The organism is Achromobacter insolitus, assembly GCF_002209555.1.
GTDB classification, from domain to species: Bacteria; Pseudomonadota; Gammaproteobacteria; order Burkholderiales; family Burkholderiaceae_B; genus Achromobacter; species Achromobacter insolitus.
In genome coordinates this window covers 1-17,530 of record NZ_NJIF01000004.1, presented here as the reverse complement: position 1 = coordinate 17,530, position 17,530 = coordinate 1, and the positions used below count along the sequence as shown (strand labels likewise).

Annotated in this window: 13 protein-coding genes; 6 read left to right on the top strand and 7 right to left on the bottom strand. The window is 67.0% G+C overall.

Annotated elements, in window-relative coordinates; translation table 11 throughout:
• Positions 1–4: 4 nt before the first annotated feature.
• The 4 genes from CEY08_RS15150 (at position 5) to CEY08_RS15135 (ending at position 3,109) form a co-directional block, all read left to right on the top strand.
• Positions 5–1,627 (top strand): lytic murein transglycosylase, encoded by a 1,623-nt coding sequence (locus CEY08_RS15150; protein ID WP_042794273.1) that lies wholly within the window; start codon positions 5–7, stop codon positions 1,625–1,627.
• Positions 1,624–2,226 carry a class I SAM-dependent methyltransferase gene (locus CEY08_RS15145; protein WP_042794272.1) on the top strand — a complete coding sequence of 201 codons (603 nt, stop codon included), beginning with the start codon at positions 1,624–1,626 and terminating at the stop codon, positions 2,224–2,226. The genes CEY08_RS15150 and CEY08_RS15145 overlap by 4 nt, the downstream gene beginning before the upstream one ends.
• Positions 2,227–2,341: 115 nt before the next feature.
• The gene (locus CEY08_RS15140; RefSeq protein WP_063960522.1) at positions 2,342–2,914 is read left to right on the top strand and encodes a GNAT family N-acetyltransferase; all 573 of its coding nucleotides are present in this window, start codon (positions 2,342–2,344) and stop codon (positions 2,912–2,914) included.
• Positions 2,915–2,923: 9 nt separating this feature from the next.
• Complete coding sequence (locus tag CEY08_RS15135; protein WP_063641267.1) at positions 2,924–3,109, top strand: oxidoreductase-like domain-containing protein; 186 nt, start codon at positions 2,924–2,926, stop codon at positions 3,107–3,109.
• A 12-nt stretch (positions 3,110–3,121) separates the two neighbouring features.
• Here the strand turns inward: CEY08_RS15135 and CEY08_RS15130 are convergent, their stop codons facing one another.
• The 7 genes from CEY08_RS15130 to CEY08_RS15100 form a co-directional block, all read right to left on the bottom strand.
• Complete coding sequence (locus CEY08_RS15130; RefSeq protein WP_042794269.1) at positions 3,122–3,559, bottom strand: acetyltransferase; 438 nt, start codon at positions 3,557–3,559, stop codon at positions 3,122–3,124.
• Positions 3,560–3,622: 63 nt separating this feature from the next.
• Entirely contained in the window at positions 3,623–5,362 is a 1,740-nt protein-coding gene (locus tag CEY08_RS15125; protein WP_063960523.1) for a M14 family metallopeptidase, read from the bottom strand.
• 329 nt (positions 5,363–5,691) lie between these two features.
• Positions 5,692–6,561, bottom strand: a complete 870-nt coding sequence (locus CEY08_RS15120) for an ABC transporter permease (protein ID WP_042794268.1) — start codon at positions 6,559–6,561, stop codon at positions 5,692–5,694.
• 5 nt (positions 6,562–6,566) lie between these two features.
• Positions 6,567–7,490: an ABC transporter permease gene (locus CEY08_RS15115; protein WP_063641270.1), complete on the bottom strand. Its 924-nt coding sequence runs from the start codon at positions 7,488–7,490 to the stop codon at positions 6,567–6,569.
• A gap of 217 nt (positions 7,491–7,707) precedes the next feature.
• The gene (locus CEY08_RS15110; protein WP_063960525.1) at positions 7,708–9,240 is read right to left on the bottom strand and encodes an ABC transporter substrate-binding protein; all 1,533 of its coding nucleotides are present in this window, start codon (positions 9,238–9,240) and stop codon (positions 7,708–7,710) included.
• A gap of 54 nt (positions 9,241–9,294) precedes the next feature.
• The gene (locus CEY08_RS15105; RefSeq protein WP_076814485.1) at positions 9,295–11,148 is read right to left on the bottom strand and encodes an ABC transporter ATP-binding protein; all 1,854 of its coding nucleotides are present in this window, start codon (positions 11,146–11,148) and stop codon (positions 9,295–9,297) included.
• Positions 11,149–11,157: 9 nt separating this feature from the next.
• The gene (locus CEY08_RS15100) at positions 11,158–11,670 is read right to left on the bottom strand and encodes a winged helix DNA-binding protein (protein WP_013394892.1); all 513 of its coding nucleotides are present in this window, start codon (positions 11,668–11,670) and stop codon (positions 11,158–11,160) included.
• A 309-nt stretch (positions 11,671–11,979) separates the two neighbouring features.
• Here CEY08_RS15100 and CEY08_RS15095 point away from each other — a divergent pair, with 309 nt between their 5' ends.
• Positions 11,980–13,686 carry a ShlB/FhaC/HecB family hemolysin secretion/activation protein gene (locus CEY08_RS15095; RefSeq protein ID WP_088607725.1) on the top strand — a complete coding sequence of 569 codons (1,707 nt, stop codon included), beginning with the start codon at positions 11,980–11,982 and terminating at the stop codon, positions 13,684–13,686.
• A gap of 44 nt (positions 13,687–13,730) precedes the next feature.
• The coding region (locus tag CEY08_RS15090) for a two-partner secretion domain-containing protein (protein ID WP_170946328.1) at positions 13,731–17,530 on the top strand (3,800 nt) is incomplete at its 3' end.

The window sequence follows — 17,530 nt, the reverse complement described above, 5'->3', positions numbered from 1 at the left end:
TGCCATGCGTCAGCGTTCCGTACGCCTTCGAATCGACACTTTCTCCCGCTTGCTGCTGGGCGCAGCCTTTAGTGCCGCCGCAGCCGGGGCCGCTCATGCGCAAGGGCCCGCGTCGGCCACCGGATCGCGCGCCCAGCCCTCGGTGCCAGTGCAGACGTTGCCGGCCCTGACGCCCAAGCGCAGCTTCGACGATACGCCGGCGGCGCCGGTCGAGGGCCGGGCCGGCCAGGCGTTGCCTCCCAGTTCCGCGGCGCCGGCGCCGGCAACCTTGCCTGCACCGGCCTCGGCGCCTGCTCCCGCAACCTTGCCGGCTCCGGCCGCGGCGCCGGCGGCGACTGCCGCTCCTGCCGCAACGGCGGCTCCCGCCGCGGCAGCCGCTCCGGCCGCCACCGCCACAGTAGCTCCCACGGTCATCATTCCGACCGAACTGGACACCAAGGCCTGCATCGCCAAGCTGCGCAAGGGCGCCACGGCCAACGGCCTGACCGTGGCCGACTGGGACAAGTACACCGCCAACGCCAAACTGCTGCCCACCACCGTTGCGTCCGCCAAGGGCCAGCCCGAGGGGCGCGAAGCCTGGTGGGACTACATCGCCAAGACCGTGGACGAAGAGCGTGTGCGCGACGGCCTCGCCGTGCTGGCCAAGTACGGTCCGCAGCTGTCGACCATCAGCCAGCAGTACCAGGTGGACCCGGCCACGCTGGTAGCCATCTTCGGCATCGAAACCAACTACGGCCGCCAGGTCGGCAAGACCAATGTGCTGGACGCGTGGCTGACGCGGGCCTGCACCGAGAACAAGCCGCTGTGGGAAAAGAACGCCTACGCCTCGGTGCGCCTGCTGCGCGACGGGACGGTGCCCGCGGACAACTTCGTCGGCTCCTGGAGCGGCGCCTTCGGCATGACGCAGTTCATCCCGACCTCGTTCTATGAATTGGCCGCCGATGGCGACGGCAACGGCAAGATCGATCTGTACAACTCCTTGCCCGACGCGCTGGCTTCCACTGCAAACCACCTGCGCAAACGCCGCGCCAAGTGGACGCATAGCCTGCCCGCAGTGATCGAAGTGCGCGTGCCGGCGGAACTGGCCGCCGCGATCCCGGCTTCGCCTGACGCGGAGTACGTGGGCTCGCAGGACCGCCGCACGATCGCGCAATGGGCCCAGGCCGGCGTGAAGCAGGGCAACGGTTCGGCCCTGAAGCTGCCGTCGGGCAATGACGAACAAGCCTATCTGTTTGCGCCCACGGGCTCGGCCGGCCCCGTGTTCCTGGCGACCGTCAATTTCGACGCCATCCTGCATTACAACCAATCCCGCCGCTATGGCCTGGCGGTCTCGATGCTGCTCAACCGTCTGCAGGGTGGCCCGGACCTCGTCGCTGCCTGGCCCACGGATGATCCGGGCCTGTCGCGCGCGCAGATCAAGGAACTGCAGGAAATGCTCTACGGCCTGGGTCATGACGTGGGCGTGGCCGACGGCATTCCGGGCAGCAAGACCCGCGATGCCGTGCGCGAAGAACAGGTCAAGCGCAATCTGCCCGAGGACGGCCGCGTGGGTAAACGCATCTACGACGCCATCAAGGCCACTTGGCCGCCCGCCGCGTATCGCGCGCGCCCGGAGGGCCAGGGGTGACGCCGGTATCGGGCACGCAGGGCTACGGCGAAAACGCCGCGGCCCTGGCCGACCAGTACGAGAGCATCGCGTTCGCGGATGTGCATCGTGATGTGGCGCACCTGATTCCCGCGGCACCCTCGCGCATTGCCGACATAGGCGCGGGATCCGGGCGCGACGCCGCCGCGCTGGCGCGGATGGGACACGCGGTCGTAGCAGTTGAACCGACGCCGGAATTGCGCCAGGAGGGCCAGCGCCGCCACGCGTTGCCCAACCTGGAGTGGGTCGATGATGCCTTGCCGGATCTGGCGCTCCTGCGCCGGCAGGGCCGGGCGTTCGACGTGATCATGCTGACGGCCGTATGGATGCATCTGGATGCCGACGAGCGTCGCCAGGGCATGCAGGCCCTGGCAGCGCTGTTGGCGCCGCAAGGCCAGATCCTGATGTCGCTGCGGCATGGCCCGGTGCCGCCCGGGCGCCGCATGTTCGACGTGCCGGCGCAGGAAACGATCGCGCTGGCGGCGGACCACGGGCTGTCTTCGCATCATCTCAGCGAGCGCGAGGACATGCTGGACCGTGCCGACGTAAGCTGGAGCTTCCTGGGTCTGCGCCGCGGCTGAAGCCGGCGCCTGGCGGGGCTCGGCCGAGGGGCTTCGTCCATTGGACGATGGCCCGGCACGCGGGCCGCCAGTATCATGTCCGGCCCTGACATCTGCTTCTTCTGCTATCCCAGCCATGCCCGCCGTGCGACTCCCCGATGCTTTTCAGACCGCCCGACTGCAGGCGCGGCGCATGGACGAGACCCATTTTTCGTTCATCGCCGCCATGCATGCGGACGAACGGCTCATGGCCACCATGGGCGGCACACGGAACACATCGGCCAGCCGCCGTTATCTATTGCAGAACATCGAACACTGGGCCGAACAAGGCTTCGGCATGTATGTGCTGACCGAGCGCGCTAGCGGCCTGCTGGCGGGACGCGCCGGCCTGAAACGCACCCAGGCCAGGGGGCGTGACGAAATCGAGGTGGCTTACGCCTTCCTGCCCGGGAGCTGGGGCATGGGATATGCCACCGAAATTTCCCGGGCGTTGCTGGCGATGGGTTTTACACGCCTGTCCGTGGACGCGCTCGCTGCCGTGGCCCTGGAACAGAACGCCGCGTCGTGTCGGGTGCTGGAAAAGTGCGGCATGCGCCAGATCGGCAGGACGGGTGAAGGCGGCGCCGAGAAACGGCGCTACGAAATCACCCGCGCCGAATGGCCAGGAACGCATGCGGATACGGCGGCTGGCTCGGCGCATCGGCGCTAAGATTCGGGTATGAGCACCAAGCAGATCCCCGACGACGACCCGCCGCCCGTTCCCCCCGAAGCGCCCGCGCCCGAAGAATGTTGCAACAGCGGCTGTATTCCTTGCGTCTATGACACCTACAACGAGGCCATGGACGACTACCGCGAAGCGCTGAAAGCCTGGCGAGCCAGGCATCCGGAGCCGTCCAAAGGCTAAGGCGGGAGGGCGTCAACCCGCCAGTTTCATGTGAATGATGGGAAAGGGCCGGCCCGCATCGTCGTGCGCCGAGCGGCCCACGTCCTCGAATCCGTAGTGCTTGTAGAAGCCGTGGGCCTGGGGATTCTGTTCATTGACGTCCACCAGCAGGGTGCCGTGCAGCGAACGCGCGAAGTTCAACAGGCGCCGGCCCGCGCCCTTGCCGCGTTTGTTTGCGTCCACGAACAGCATTTCGACCTTGTTGCCGTTCAGGCCCATGAAGCCGGCGACTTCGCCGGCGTCGTCCTCACAGACCCAGACCCGCACGGAAGGCAGGTAGGTGTTGAGCACCTGCGGGTACATGGCCTGGATTTCCTTTTCCGTCAGGAATGTGTGCGTGGCGCGTACCGAACGGAGCCAGATGTCCACCAGGGCCAGATCGTCGCCGTGGTTGCGTTCTCGGATATTCATTTTTCTAATGGTTTTACAGGTCGGATGCCGGCGCGGTCCTTGGCTGCGCCGGGCTTCTTGCCGCTAGAGGCCTGCGCGGTAGAGCTCGGTCGCCGCCAGGACGGTTTCCATCTGCACAGTATGCGCGAAAACGAAGCGGTCGCCGTAGACGGTTTCATCCGGAAACTCCGAAATAAGCGCCAGGGGCAGATCTTCGCGTTCGCTTTCGCTGACCTGCACCGGGATGCCGTTCAGTACGTCGAATCCGGTTTCGAGCGCATGGGCGTGGAATAGTTCAAGCTGCCGGGCATTGAATTCGACCAGGCCGGGGACGGCGCGGGCCAACCTCGCGGTTACGCCTTCGATCAGCCGGCGGGCGCGTTCGCCCCAGCCCGGATGATGGCGCAGCACCAGGAAGAAGCCTTTGGGTATGGTCCACAGTTCGAAATGGCGCGGCAGGTAGCCGGAAAGCGGCCGGGTCCATTCGTGGGCGGGGTAGCCATGCAGGTTGATGTGCAGCTGCGCGCCGCTGATGGCATGCGCCTGGTGGCGGCCATCGCGTTCAAAGAACGGGGCGCGTTCGCGGTAGGCGATGTCGTCGCCCAGCGCGCTGTAGCGCGAGGCGTGCAGCATGTGGCGCGGATGGTGTTCGCGCAGACGGTTGAAAAGCGCATAGCCGTCCGGGTTCTCGGCGGCGATCAGGGCGAAGTGCGCATCGCCGCGGGCCGCCAGCGTCTGCGCCGCGCGCAGGGCGCCGACGATGCCTGAGGTTTCGTTGGCGTGTTGGGCGCCCGAGATGAATACCGCCGGGCCGGGACCGCGCAGGTAGGTGCCCAGTACCGGGCGGCCCTGGCGCGATACCGCCTGGAAGGCGTCGCCGCCGAACGCCGCCATGCAGCCGGCGATCTGTCCGGCCGACAGCGGTTCGCGGACCTGGGCCAGCGGCGTGCCGAGAGCGGAGGGAGCGAGCGGCGCCAGCGCCGCGAAGGGCTCCAGCGAGATTTGCACGCGCGCCGCGCCATCGTGGCGGCGGATGTCGGGAATGATCTGGCCGGGCTGCAGGCCGCGGTCGCCTGACGGACGGCCGGAGTGCTGCTGGAAATGTTCCAGCAACGAGAAATAGATGTCTTCGTGCAGCGCTTCGAAGGTGCTGACGATTTCCTCGTCCACGGGCAGGGCGAAATCGATGCCCGGCAGGTCCACGCGGATTTCCAGGCGTTCGAAGTAGGGTTCGTGCGCGCCCCAGGCATGGTTGCGCACCGTATCGACGATGGCGCGGAACGCCAGCTGGTACTCCGTGGCCTGGGCGGCATCGGTCTGCAACGTGCCCTCGGCGTCGCGCACGCGCAGCCAGCCGGTGGGAGAGAGTTCGGGTGTGCCGTCCTGCGCGTATCCGATCTGGTTGGGGGCGTAGACGCGGGTGTCGATCTTGCGTCCGTCGGCGTAGCTCAGGCTGACGTCGTAGTGCAGGTCGCTTGCGCCGGGCAGCAAGGTGACGTCTACGCCGTCCAGCAGCGCGATCAGCGGGTAGGCTTCGAGCGTGAAACGCTTGGCCTGCGCGTGCTCATGCAGCGGGTAGCGGACGGCGACGGACCTCAGCCCTTCGCGGTCCACTTCTTCCAGGAAGAAATGCAGCAGCGGCTTGTAGGCGCTGCGAAAACGCGCGGTCACGCCGGCCTGTGCAAGGCGTTCCTGCGCCGCGCGCCGCGCGTCGACACCTTCGAACAGCCAGCCCTCCACGACGGCGCCGCGCCAGGCCGGCGCCATGTAGGCGTGCGTCCAGGCGTCCAGCGTGCGGTCGAATGTTTTTTCCAGCAAAGACATCTTCAACAGTCCTCAAAATTCCGGTGGGGCAACCGGGCCGGCGCGCAGCGCACGCCATGCACAAGAATAGCCGCCTCGCCGCCGAGCCGCCTCAAGGCGGGGCCGCCCCCTTGGGGGGCAGCAAGCGAGTGCAACGAGCGCCGCGTGGGGGCTCACACCGCCGCCGAGCCGCCTCAAGGCGGGGGCCGCCCCTTGGGGGGCAGCAAGCGAGTGCAACGAGCGCCGCGCGGGGGCTCACACCGCCGCCGAGCCGCCTCAAGGCGGGGCCGCCCCCTTGGGGGGCAGCAAGCGAGTGCAACGAGCGCCGCGTGGGGGCTCACACCGCGGGTTCACAATTTGCCGGTCGGGTCCAGGCGGTCGCGCAGCCAGTCGCCCAGCAGGTTCAGGCCCAGCACCGTCAGCATGATGGCCAGGCCCGGAAAGACGCTGACCCACCAGGCCGTCTGCATATAGGTGCGGCCATCGGCAAGCATACCTCCCCAGCTGGGGATCATGGGATCCACGCCCAGGCCCAGGAAGGTCAGGCTGCTTTCCAGAAGGATGTTGTTGGCGACGTTCAGGGTCATCAGGATCACCAGCGGTCCCAGCAGGTTGGGCACAATGTGGTGGCGGATCATGGCGAGGTCGCGCACGCCGAAGGCGCGGGCGGCCAGCACGAACTCGCGTTCGCGCAGCGCCAGCACCTGGGCGCGCACCAGGCGCGCATACTGCACCCACTGCGACACGATCATGAAGAAAATGACGTTGAACAGTCCGCCGCCCAGGATGGCGATGAACGTAATGGCCACCAGGATGAACGGCAGCGCCAGCTGCACGTCGGCAAAGCGCATGACGATCATGTCCCAGAAGCCGCGGTAGTAGCCGGCAATCAGGCCCATGATGATGCCCAGTAGCGCGCCGCCGACGACGGAGGCGAAGCCCACGGTCAGCGAAATCTTGCCGCCGACGATCACCCGGGCCAGCACGTCGCGGCCCAGCGGGTCGGTGCCAAAAGGATGCGCAGCCGACGTAAAGGGCGCAGTCAGGCGGGCGGCCAGATCCATGGCTTCGCCGCCGTCCGGAAACAGCCAGCCTGAGGTCAGCACCAGCAAGATCATGGTTCCGGTCAGCAGCGCGCCCAGCACGAATTCCAGCGAGCGGTAGCGGCTGCGGGGTTTGGCCGCTGCGGGAGCGGCGGCGGTGGGGGTAGTAGTCTGCATAAGGCTCAGCGCGTGCGGATGCGGGGGTCGACGATGCCGTAGGCGATGTCGACGATCAGGTTGACCAGGACGATGACGGCGGCCAGCACGGTAACCGTGCCTTGCAGGACCGGGTAGTCGCGGCCGGAGATGGCATCGAATGCCAGCGTGCCCAGGCCGGGCCAGTTGAAGACCATTTCAATAACGACGATGCCGCCGATCAGGCCGCCGAATTGCAGACCCAGGTAAGTGATGAGCGGAATCGCGCAGTTGCGCAGCGCATGTTTGTACAGCACCACCCGCTCCTTCAGGCCCTTGCTGCGCGCCACCATGATGTACTGCGCGGACAGCGTCTCCAGCATGGTGGTGCGCACCAGGCGGATATTGGTGGCGCTGAGGATGATGGCCATCGTCAGCGACGGCAGCACGAGGCTGGCCGGCCCGCTCCAGCCAGACGGCGGCAACAGCGGGAAGGTAATGGACAGCAGCAGCACCAGCATCAAGGCCAGCCAGAAATTGGGGAAAGACAGCCCCACCAGCGACAGGATGCGGATGGCCTGGTCGGTGGCCTTGCCCCGCTTGATGGCAGCCTGGATGCCCAGCGGCAGCGAGATCAGGATGGACGCCAACAGCGAGGTAAACGCCAGCATCAGCGTGGCGGGCAGGGCGTCGCCGATCAGCTTGGCGACGGATGTGCCGCCCATGAAGCTGCGGCCGAAATCGCCATGCAGCAGCCCCTGCATATAAGAGAGGTACTGCTCGTAGAAGGGACGGTTCAGCCCCAGCGCCTGGCGGATATTGGCCAGGTCCTGCTCGGTGACGCTGCCCGATCCCTGGCTGAGCATCAGCGCAGGGTCGCCGGTCAGGCGCACGGCATAGGAGACGAGCAGCGTCACGGCGACGATCACGAAGACGGCCTGCAACACGCGTTTGATGAGAAATCCGGTCATAAGTCGCCGCCCCGGCTTGCGCCGGGACGGTCGGTGGGGTTAATGCGTCAAGGCAGCGCCAATACCACACGAAAGCTGCCCTTTCGGTCGTTCATGGCGCCATCGCACCACCAGCAACCGGTCTGGCCCCAGCGGGATGCCACGGAGCCGGCTTTGCCGGTCCGTAGGCATGCCCCCCTGGGGGGGAAGCGCGTAGCGCTTCGGGGGGGAGACCTACTTACTCTACAGAGGCGTTCAAGAACCGGAACCGGATGTCGCCCGGGACTTCCAGGTCCTTCACGCGCTTGTTCACGCCCACGATGGTGTTCAGGCTGTAGAGCGGCATTTCCAGCGCCTGCTCGGCTACGTAGCCGGCGATCTCCTGCAACATGGCTTCGCGCTTCTTCACGTCATAGACCGTGCGTTGCGCTTCCAGCATGCCATTGAGCTTGGCGTCGTTGTCGTACGGGTTCCACTTCTGGCCAGTGTGGTACATCAGGTACGCCGTGTTGTCGTAGTCGTAGGTCCAGCCGCCCCACTGGTTCTGCCACATCTCGCCGGTCTTGCCGCCCGGGATGATGTCGTTGAGCAGCACGCCCGTTTCATATGGCTTGATCGTGGCGCGCACGCCCACGCCTTGCAAGTAGCCGGACACGGCCTGGGCAACTTCGCGGAAGTTCGAATCGCTGCCGCGCACGTCGATCTGCACGGTGGCGCCCGGCTTGACGCCAGCCGCGGCCAGCAGCTTCTTGGCTTCAGCCGGGTTGAAGGGCAGGGGCTTTTGTTCGGGGTTGTAGCCGAACGATTGGGGGCCCTGGAAGCTGGCGATAGTCTTGGCCTGGCCCAGCAGCAGCTGCTTGACGATGGCGTCGCGGTCCACGGCCATGATCAGCGCGCGCCGCACGTCGCGGTTCTGCGTAATGCCGCTCTTGGTGTTGTAACGCAGCGCATAGGCGACGGGACCGCCGGTGGAAATCACGTCGGCATTGCCGGACTTCTTCACGGTTTCGATCAGGCCCAGCGGGATCAGCGTGGCGATGTCGATGCGGCCGGCCTGCAGTTCGGCGACCTGGGTGCCGGGTTCACCGATAAAGCGGTAGACCACCTTATCCAGCTTGGGCTTGCCGCCCCAGTAGTCGTCGTTGCGCGCCAGCGTCACATTGACCTTGGGCTGGTAGCTTTCGAACTTGAACGGGCCGGTGCCGACCGGGTTGGTGTTGAAGTTGTCTTCGCCCTTTTCCTTGATGTACTTGGGCGGCACGATCATGGCGCCATAGCCGGCAAGCTTCGTCAGCAGCACCGGGTCCGGTTGCTTCAGGATGAAGTCGACCGTGTATTCGTCCACGACCTTGACCTCGCCGATCGAATCGTAGTTTGCCTTTTGCGGACCCTTGGTGCCTTCGGCGCCCAGCAGGCGTTCAAAGGTGAATTTCACGGCCTCGGCGTTGAAAGGTTCACCGTTATGGAACTTAACGCCTTCGCGCAGCTTGAAGCGCAGACGCTTGTTGTCGTCCAGGTATTCCCAGCTGGTGGCCAGGCCCGGCTGCAGCTTCAGGTCGGCGCCGCGCATGGTCAGGCCATCGTACAGGTTGCTGCCTACCGAACCCCAGAACGTCACGAAGGTGTCGATCGGATCCCAGCTGCCCGGATCCTGGTTGATGGCGACATTGAGCGTGCCGGCGGCGTGGGCGGTCGAGAAGACTGCGGGCAGCGCGCCGCCCAGCGCCAGAGCCAGGGCGGTGGCGGTGTAGGTTTTGCGTAGGGAGAGCATGTTCAACTCCAGGAACGGAAAATCGGTCGGGCCGACGTGAAAAATGGGTGCGGCTCAAGCCGCGCGGGCTACCTGATGGCCCGGCGCGAATTCAACCAGGGGAATGATGGCGGGTTCGTCGCCCACGCGCCGCACGGGGCTGGGGATCTCGCCCTCGATCAGCGAGGTGTCGATATGGCGGCCGGGCTCGGCCACGGGCACGGCGGCCAGCAGCTTGCGCGTGTAGGGGTGCTGCGGGGATTCGAAAATCTGGCGGCGAGTGCCCAGTTCGACGATCTGGCCGAGGTACAGGACCGCGACACGGTGGCTGACTTTTTCCACCACCGCCATATCGTGCGTGATGAACAGATAGGACAGGCCGCGGTCCTTTTGCAGGTCCATCAGCAGGTTCAGGATCTGCGCCTGGATCGACACGTCCAGCGCCGACACGGATTCGTCCGCGATGATCAGCTTGGGGTTGCTGGCCAGCGCGCGCGCGATGCATACGCGCTGGCGCTGGCCGCCCGAGAATTCATGCGGATAGCGCTGGGCGTGTTCCGGCTTCAGGCCGACCTGCTCCAGCAATTCGCCGATGCGGCGCGCGATGGCGTCTTCGCTGGTCAAGAGGCCGTGCGTGCGGATGGGCTCGGCAATGCTGAAGGCCACCGTCTTGCGCGGGTCCAGCGACGCGTAGGGATCCTGGAAGATGTATTGGATCTCCTGGCGCAGGCGCTGGCGGCCGGCGCTGTCCATCGTGAAGATGTCCTCGCCGTTGTAGCGCACGGCGCCCGAGGTCGGCGCCACCAGCTGCTGCAAGGTCTTGCCGATGGTGGACTTGCCGCTGCCGGACTCGCCCACCAGCGCCAGCGTTTCGCCGGGATAGACGTCGAAGCTCACTTCCTCGACAGCGTGCACGCGGTGCGTGACGCGGCCGAAGAAGTTGTGGCCCACGTCAAAGCGAGTGGTCAGCTTTTCCACGCGCAGCACGGGCTCGTCGTAGCGCGCCGTGTCCTGCTCGCGGGTTTCGCCCACTTCGCGCAGCGTGTCGCCTTCAAGCACGGTCTGCGGTGTGCGCAGCGGCAAGTCGCGGCCCGTCAGGCTGCCCAGGCGCGGCACTGCGGCCAGCAGCGCGCGGGTATAGGGATGCTTGGGCGCGTTGAAGATATCCTGCACTGGGCCTTGCTCGACCTTCTTGCCGCGCAGCATAACCACCACGTCGTCGGCCATTTCGGCGACCACGCCCATGTCATGCGTAATGAAGATCACCGCGGTGCCCAAATCGCGCTGCAACTCGCGGATGGTGTTCAGGATCTGCGCCTGGATGGTGACGTCCAGCGCCGTGGTCGGCTCGTCGGCGATCAGCAGGCGCGGTTGGCACGACAGCGCCATCGCGATCATCACGCGTTGGCGCATGCCACCCGACAACTGGTGCGGGTAGCGGTCCAGCATCTGCTCGGCGTCGGGCAGGCGCACCTTTTCCAGCAACTTGCGGGCCGATTGGCGCGCGGCCGAGCGCGACAGCTGCTGGTGCAGCATGATGGCCTCGACGATCTGGTCGCCGATGGTGAACACCGGGTTCAGCGAGGTCATCGGCTCCTGGAAGATCATCGCGATGTCGTTGCCACGAATGGCGCGCATGTCTTCATCGGAAGCCGCGGTCAGGTCGATCTCGCGGTCGGCGCTGTCGCGGAACAGGATCTGCCCGGTGGCGATGCGGCCATTGGTGTAGTCGGTGAGGCGCATGATGGCCATGGACGTGACCGACTTGCCCGAACCCGATTCACCGACGATGGCCAGCGTCCGGCCGGGCCGGACCTCGAAATCCAGGCTGTCGACGGCGCGGAAGACGCCATTCTCGGTATTGAAGTCGACCGACACGCCGCGCACGGACAGCAGCGGGGCGGAAGTGAATGCGGTAGTGCTAGACAACGTGGATTCTCACAGCGAGGTGGCGGCGCGGGCTGCCTGGTCGTACAGGCCCGAAAGGGCGCGCAGGGTGTTGGCCAGTTGATGGCTGGCCTCGTCCGCGGCGGGGGAGTCGATGAAGGGTTTGACGAGGCACTGCTCGCGCACTTCGGCGTAGCGCTGGATCGCCGCCGCGCCGGCGTCGGTCGCCGTGTAGATCACTTCCTTGCCGGTCTTGGCGCTTTGCACCACGCCCAGGCGCTCCAACTTCTTCAGCGAATAGTTCACCAAGTGGGTGTCTTCGACGTTGAGCGTGAAGCAGATGTCCGCCAGTTTCTTGCCCCGGCCGCGATGGAACACGTGGTTCAGCACCAGGATGTCCAGCGAGGTCAGCTCGGGCAATCCCGCACAGGCCATGCAGCGCACCATCCAGCGATTGAACGCATGCGACGCAATGATCAGCCCGAATTCCACTTCGGAAAGCTCGGGCGCCGACGAGGCCAGGTGGGATGAGGAAACGATGGCGTCCCGGACGGAAACAGGCATGGGCAAGGCAGGAAAGGGACGGATCGACGACAAAACGTTGGCGAATTATTGACGATTTGTCGATATGTCCGTATTCGGGATAACCCGTGGGCAACCGCAACTGCGGTCGGGCGCAACCCTTTTCTCGGACCAATCCCATTTATTCGCCGTAGGGGCTCGCATACAACAGGAGGCCCTTCTGTTTCGTCGAAGGGATCCGCAATTCGCTTCGTATCAACCCCCATCCGCAGCACGCGTGACCGTTCCTGGACCCGGAGCGGCACGGCGATAACAAGGAGCGCCGCGCTCGTCCGCAGGCGCAGTACCGGCATGAAACACGATTGGCGCCTGCGCATTGCCGCAGGCATGTTGGCGGCGGGCATTTTCCCGGCCGTATCCGGCGCTCGGCCGCTACCCGAGGCGGCCGAGCGTGCGGCCGAGATCGAACGCCGCCAGGAGCACGAACTGGAGGCCCAGCGCGCCCGGGCGTCCGAGCGTCCCGACGTGCTGCCGTCCGCCGCGCCCATTACCAGCGGTCTGGCTCTACCGGCCGAAACGCCTTGCTTCACCTTGCGCGAAGTAGCCTGGGATGGGCCACGGCCGGCCGAGCCTCTTGCGGCGGTGGCTTCCACGGTGGCAGGTCAGTGCGTGGGCGCCCTCGGATTGCGGGCCCTGCAGGAGCACTTGCTCGGCTTGTTGATCGACCGCGGCCTCGTCACCGCGCGGATCGTCGTGCCGGAACAATCCCTGGCCGAGGGCCGCTTGACGTTGCGCTACCTGCCAGGACGTTTATCCGCTGTCAGGAGCGAAGGCGGCATCGGCTGGTGGCGCATGGCCCTGCCCACCGGACCGGGCGGCGACCTGAACCAGCGCGACCTGGACCAGGCGCTGGAGAACATCCGGCGGCTGGGCAGTCAGGCCGATGCGTCCATCGACGTTGCGCCGGGCCCGCAGCCGGGCGATTCCGACATAGTCATCCATCCCGGCGCCGGCAAACGCTGGCATGGATACCTCGGCGGAGACAACGCCGGCCTGGACGCCATCGGCAAATATCAGGTCAATGCCGGGCTGACCCTGGATTCGCCCTTGTTCCTGTACGACCAGCTTTCGTTGTCCTGGAACAGCAATGCGCGCTGGCGGGATGGGCAATCGAACACGCGCGCCGCGTCCTTGAACTACAGCATTCCTTTCGGCTATTGGGCGTTCTTCGTCGGAGCCAGCAAATCCACCTATCGGCAGACCGTCGCAGGCTTCGACGAACCCATCCTCTATGGCGGCGCCACCCGGCAGGTGCAGGCGGGAGTGTCACTGGTGCCTTATCGCGGGGCGGCTTACAAGGGCACTTCTACGCTGACTCTGCTGCGCAAGCGCACCACCAGCACCCTCGATGACGTAGACATTGAAGTGCAGCGGCGCGACGTCACCGGCTATGCGTTCAGCCTGGCGCACCGCCACTATCTGGGCCGGGCCATGCTGGACGCGGGGGGCGGCGTGCGCGGCACGCTGGCGGGCCTGTCGGAAAAACCCGGCTATGTCTATGGCGATCCAGACTGGAACGGACGCAGCGTCGTTCTTATAGCCAGCGCCGGCCTGCATTGGCCGTTCCGCCTGGCGGACCAGCCTTGGACCTATCAAGCGAACTGGCAGATCCAGCATGCCAGGACATCCATCGTGCCTTCCGATTTTTTCACCATCGGTAATCGCTACGCGGTGCGAGGCTTTGACGGACAGATGACGCTGGCTTCCGAAGACGGCTGGACCTTGCGCAATGACTTGTCGCTTGGCCTGGAGACGCTGCTGCGCGCGCCGGGCCAGCAGCTGTACGCGGGCCTGGATGTGGGACGTGTGGGCGGCCCGTCGGCGGCGTCGCTATCTGGCCGCACGTTGGTCGGCGCGGTTGCTGGCCTGCGCGGACGAGTCGGCCTGCCGTATGTCAACGCCAGTTATGACCTGTCTGCCGGCTGGCCGCTGCAAAAGCCCGAATCTCTGAAGACCGCCAGCACGGTGTTCGCGGCGGCCTTGATGTTCGAACTCTGATGCCGTCGCCACGTGCCGCGCGCTTTTATTCCCATCTCCTGCGCATGATTTCCAAGCTTCGCTCCCTGATCATCTGGTCCGTCGTCTTCACGCAAGTCTGCTCGCCTGTGCTCGCGCAGACCCTGCCGATTTCGGTGGATAGGAACGTGTCTGGCGCAAAGCCTTCGGTGGGCGTCAGCAACGGCGTGCCCGTCATCAATATTGCGCCGCCTTCCGCGGGCGGTGTTTCCAATAACCGCTACACGCAATTCAACGTCGGCCCGTCAGGCGCGGTGCTCAACAACAGCGGCGGGCCCAGCCAGACGCAGCTGGCCGGCCAGGTGGGCGGCAACCCCATGCTGGGCAACCAGCACGCCCGCACCATTCTCAACCAGGTCACCGCGCCCAATCCTTCGCAGTTGCTGGGCACGCTGGAAGTGGCCGGCAACCGCGCCAACGTGATCGTCGCCAACCCCGCGGGCATCACGTGCAACGGCTGCGGCTTCCTGAACGCGGACCGTGCCACGCTGACCACGGGCAAGCCCCGGGTGGGCGCCGAGGGCGGCATCGGCTTCGATATCGCGGCGGGCAAGATCCACGTCGACGGCGCGGGCTTGAACGGCGCCAATCTCAGCCAGGTAGACCTCTTGGCGCGCACGCTGCAAATCAATGCCGATGTCTGGGCAGACCGGCTCAACATAAGCGCGGGCGCGGCGCGGGTCGACTACGCATCGGGGGCCGTCTCAGTCCAGGCTGGCCAAGGCGCGGCGCCCGAGCTCGCCCTGGATACCGCGGCGCTAGGCGGCATGTACGCCAACAGCGTGCGCCTGATCGGCACCGAGGCCGGGGTGGGCGTGAACATCGGCGGCAATCTGGTGGCGCTGACGGGCGACCTGCAAGTCACTGCCGCGGGCGACGTGCGCATCGCGCCGCGCGGCGCCGCGCAGGCGGCCGGCAATCTGCGCCTGGACAGCGGCCGCGACCTGACCTTGCAAGGCACGGCGCAGGCGGGCGGCGCCGTCGCGCTCGCTGCCGCGCGCGACTTGCGCGTGGACGGCAGTGCACTAGCCCATGCTGGTCCCCTGGACCTTAAAAGCGGGGGTGACCTGCGGCTGGACGCGGGTGGCCAATTGCAAGGCCAGGGCGTGCGCACTGACGCCGGGCGCGATCTGGTTCTGGATGGCGTCCTCGCCTCCACGGCCGACGCGGACCTGCGCGCGCGGCGCAATCTCCACGCCAACGGTAAGGCGGTCGCCAACGGCGCCTTGCGCGCGGACGCGGCAGGGAACCTGACCATAGGCGAAGCGGGGCTCGCGCAAGGCAGCTCGCGGCTGCAGCTGGGCGCGGGCCAGGACTTGCGCATCGCAGGCACCGCAGGCACCGCAGGCACCGCCGCGGGTGCCGGGGTTGGTGCCCGCACTGTGGGCGGAGCTCTCCAGGCTGCCCGCACGGCGGGCGGCATCTTGCAGGCCCAGGCGGGCCGCGACCTCTTCATCACCGGCACGGCGACCGCCGGCTCGCCCATCGTCCTGGGCGCGCAGCGCGACATTCACCTCGACGGCATCGCCATGGCGCTGGAAGGCGACCTAACGGCCGAAGCTGGCGCGAACCTGCGAGTCGGCGCGGGGGGCAGGTTGCAGGCCTCGGACAGCTTGAGTGCCCGCGCAGGCGCAGACGTGGATTCCGATGGCGTCGTTGCCGCGGGCGGTGGCCTGGCGCTTGCCGCAAGGGGAGACATCCTGCTGGGCGGCGTCGTGGCGGCGCTGGGCGAACGCGCGGCGGGCAATGCGACCCTCAACGCCAAAGGCGACCTCGTCGTGAAGCAGGGCGGGCAGGTCCAGGCCGCTGGCACGCTGACCGCCCGTGCCAAGCGCGATTTAAGCGTGGTTGGCGCCCTGAGCTCGGTTGACGAGTTGCGCATGGACGCTGCACGTCGCGCGCGGGTGGACGGCTTTGCCGCCACCCACGCCAATCTGACGCTGACGGGCCACGACGTGACGGTCGGGCCGAGTGGGGTGGCGCAGGCCGGCGGCAACCTCACCGCCAGCGCGCAAGGCGCGTTGCGGGCGGCCGGACGCCTGCTGGCGGGCGGCTCGCAATCGCTGGCTGCGGGCGATAGCCTCACGGTTGACGGCACGGTGGCCGCCTTGCAGGGCGATCTGTCATTGCATGCCCGGCGCGGCGACCTGGCGCTGGGCGGCGCGGCCTCGCACCTGCAGGCGGCAGGCACGTTGACGGCGCAAGCGGCAGGCGCGTTGACCGCGCTCGGCTGGGCTGCCGCCGAACAAGGCATGACCTTGCGCGCCGGCACGGACGCCACGCTGGGCGGCATCATCGCCACGCAGGCGGGCAACCTTGTCGTCAGCGCCGCAGACAAGCTCGCCGTCACGGCGGACAGCCGCCTGCAGGCCGGCGCGGCACTGGATCTGAGCGCGGGCGGCGCGCTGCTTAACGCGGGGATTGCTTCGGCGGACACGCACGCCAAGCTGCGGGCCGGGTCCGCGCTGGACAACGCCGGCTCGGTGCTGGCAGGCGGGGACCTGATCGCCACCGCCTCGGGCTCACTTTCCAACGCGGGCCGTTTCGTGGCCGGGGTGGGCGCCGATGGCGCGCTCAACCAGCCGGGCAGCATCACGCTGACTGCGGACGCCATTGTTCATGGGGGCACCAGCCTTGCCGGCACGGATCTGAGCCTGTCCGCGGGTGGATTGAATCTGGCGGACGGCAAGCTGTCCGCGATAGGGAAGGTCGCCCTGTCGACGCCGGGCGACGTGGACAGCCGTGATGCGGTCGTTCAGGGCGGCGCTTTGGATATCGCCGCTGCCAATCTCTACAACCAGCGCGGCAAACTGACCACAACGGCCGGCGCCGCGATCAAGGTCGATGACGAGCTGGACACCTCCGGAGGGGTGATCGCCGCCGCCGGCAATGCGCGCATCGAGGCGGCGCGTCTCGTCAACCGCGAGGGCACGCTCGCCGCCCATGACCTTGCCATCACCGCCACCGGCGCGCTGGACAACCGCGGCGGCCTGATCCAGGCCGACAACACGCTGGCCCTGAGCGCGGCCAGCCTCGACAACCGCGGCACAGGCGCCGCCGGTCTTGGCAACCGCAGCATCCCGGACGCCGCCAGGCCGCCGACAGGCGTGCTCGGCAAGGTGGTCTCCCTCATGGCGGACCGCATCGACAACCGGTCGGGGGATATCCAGGGCGTTGAAGCCCTGAGCCTGACCTCCTCCCACTTGGACAACACCGGCGGCCAGATCGCCTCCCTGGGCGATTCGCGCATCGTCGCCGACACGCTCAGGAACTCCCGCGGCCAGCTGCACGCGAACCGGACCCTGACTGTCATCGTGCAAGCGCTGCAAGGACTCGGATCGCTGCAATCCGGGGGCGACCTGGGGTTGCAACACGCGGGGTCCCTGGACCAGGACGGGGATATCTCCAGTGGCCGCGACCTGAGCCTCGTGATCGGCGGGGCCCTGGATAACCGCGCCCGCGTCAGTGCTGGCCGCGACTTAAGCATTACCGCGGATTCGCTGAACAACCAGGCCTCGGGAGCTTTGCTGGCCAGGGGCGTGAACACCATCGCGGTGGCGCAGGGCCTGACCAACGCCGGCCTCATCGACGGCGGCTCGACCCGCATCACCGCAGGCCACGTCGACAATACCGGCCGCATCTACGGCGATGCCGTGTCGATCCAGGCGGGCGCGCTGGTCAACGGCGCGGATGGGGTTGGCAGCGGTGGGGCGGTCATCGCCTCGCGTGCCGACCTGGACCTGGGGGTGGCGTCGTTGGTCAACCGCGACCATGCGCTGATCCACGCGGATGCCGACCTGCGGATCGGCGGCGCGCTGGATGGCAG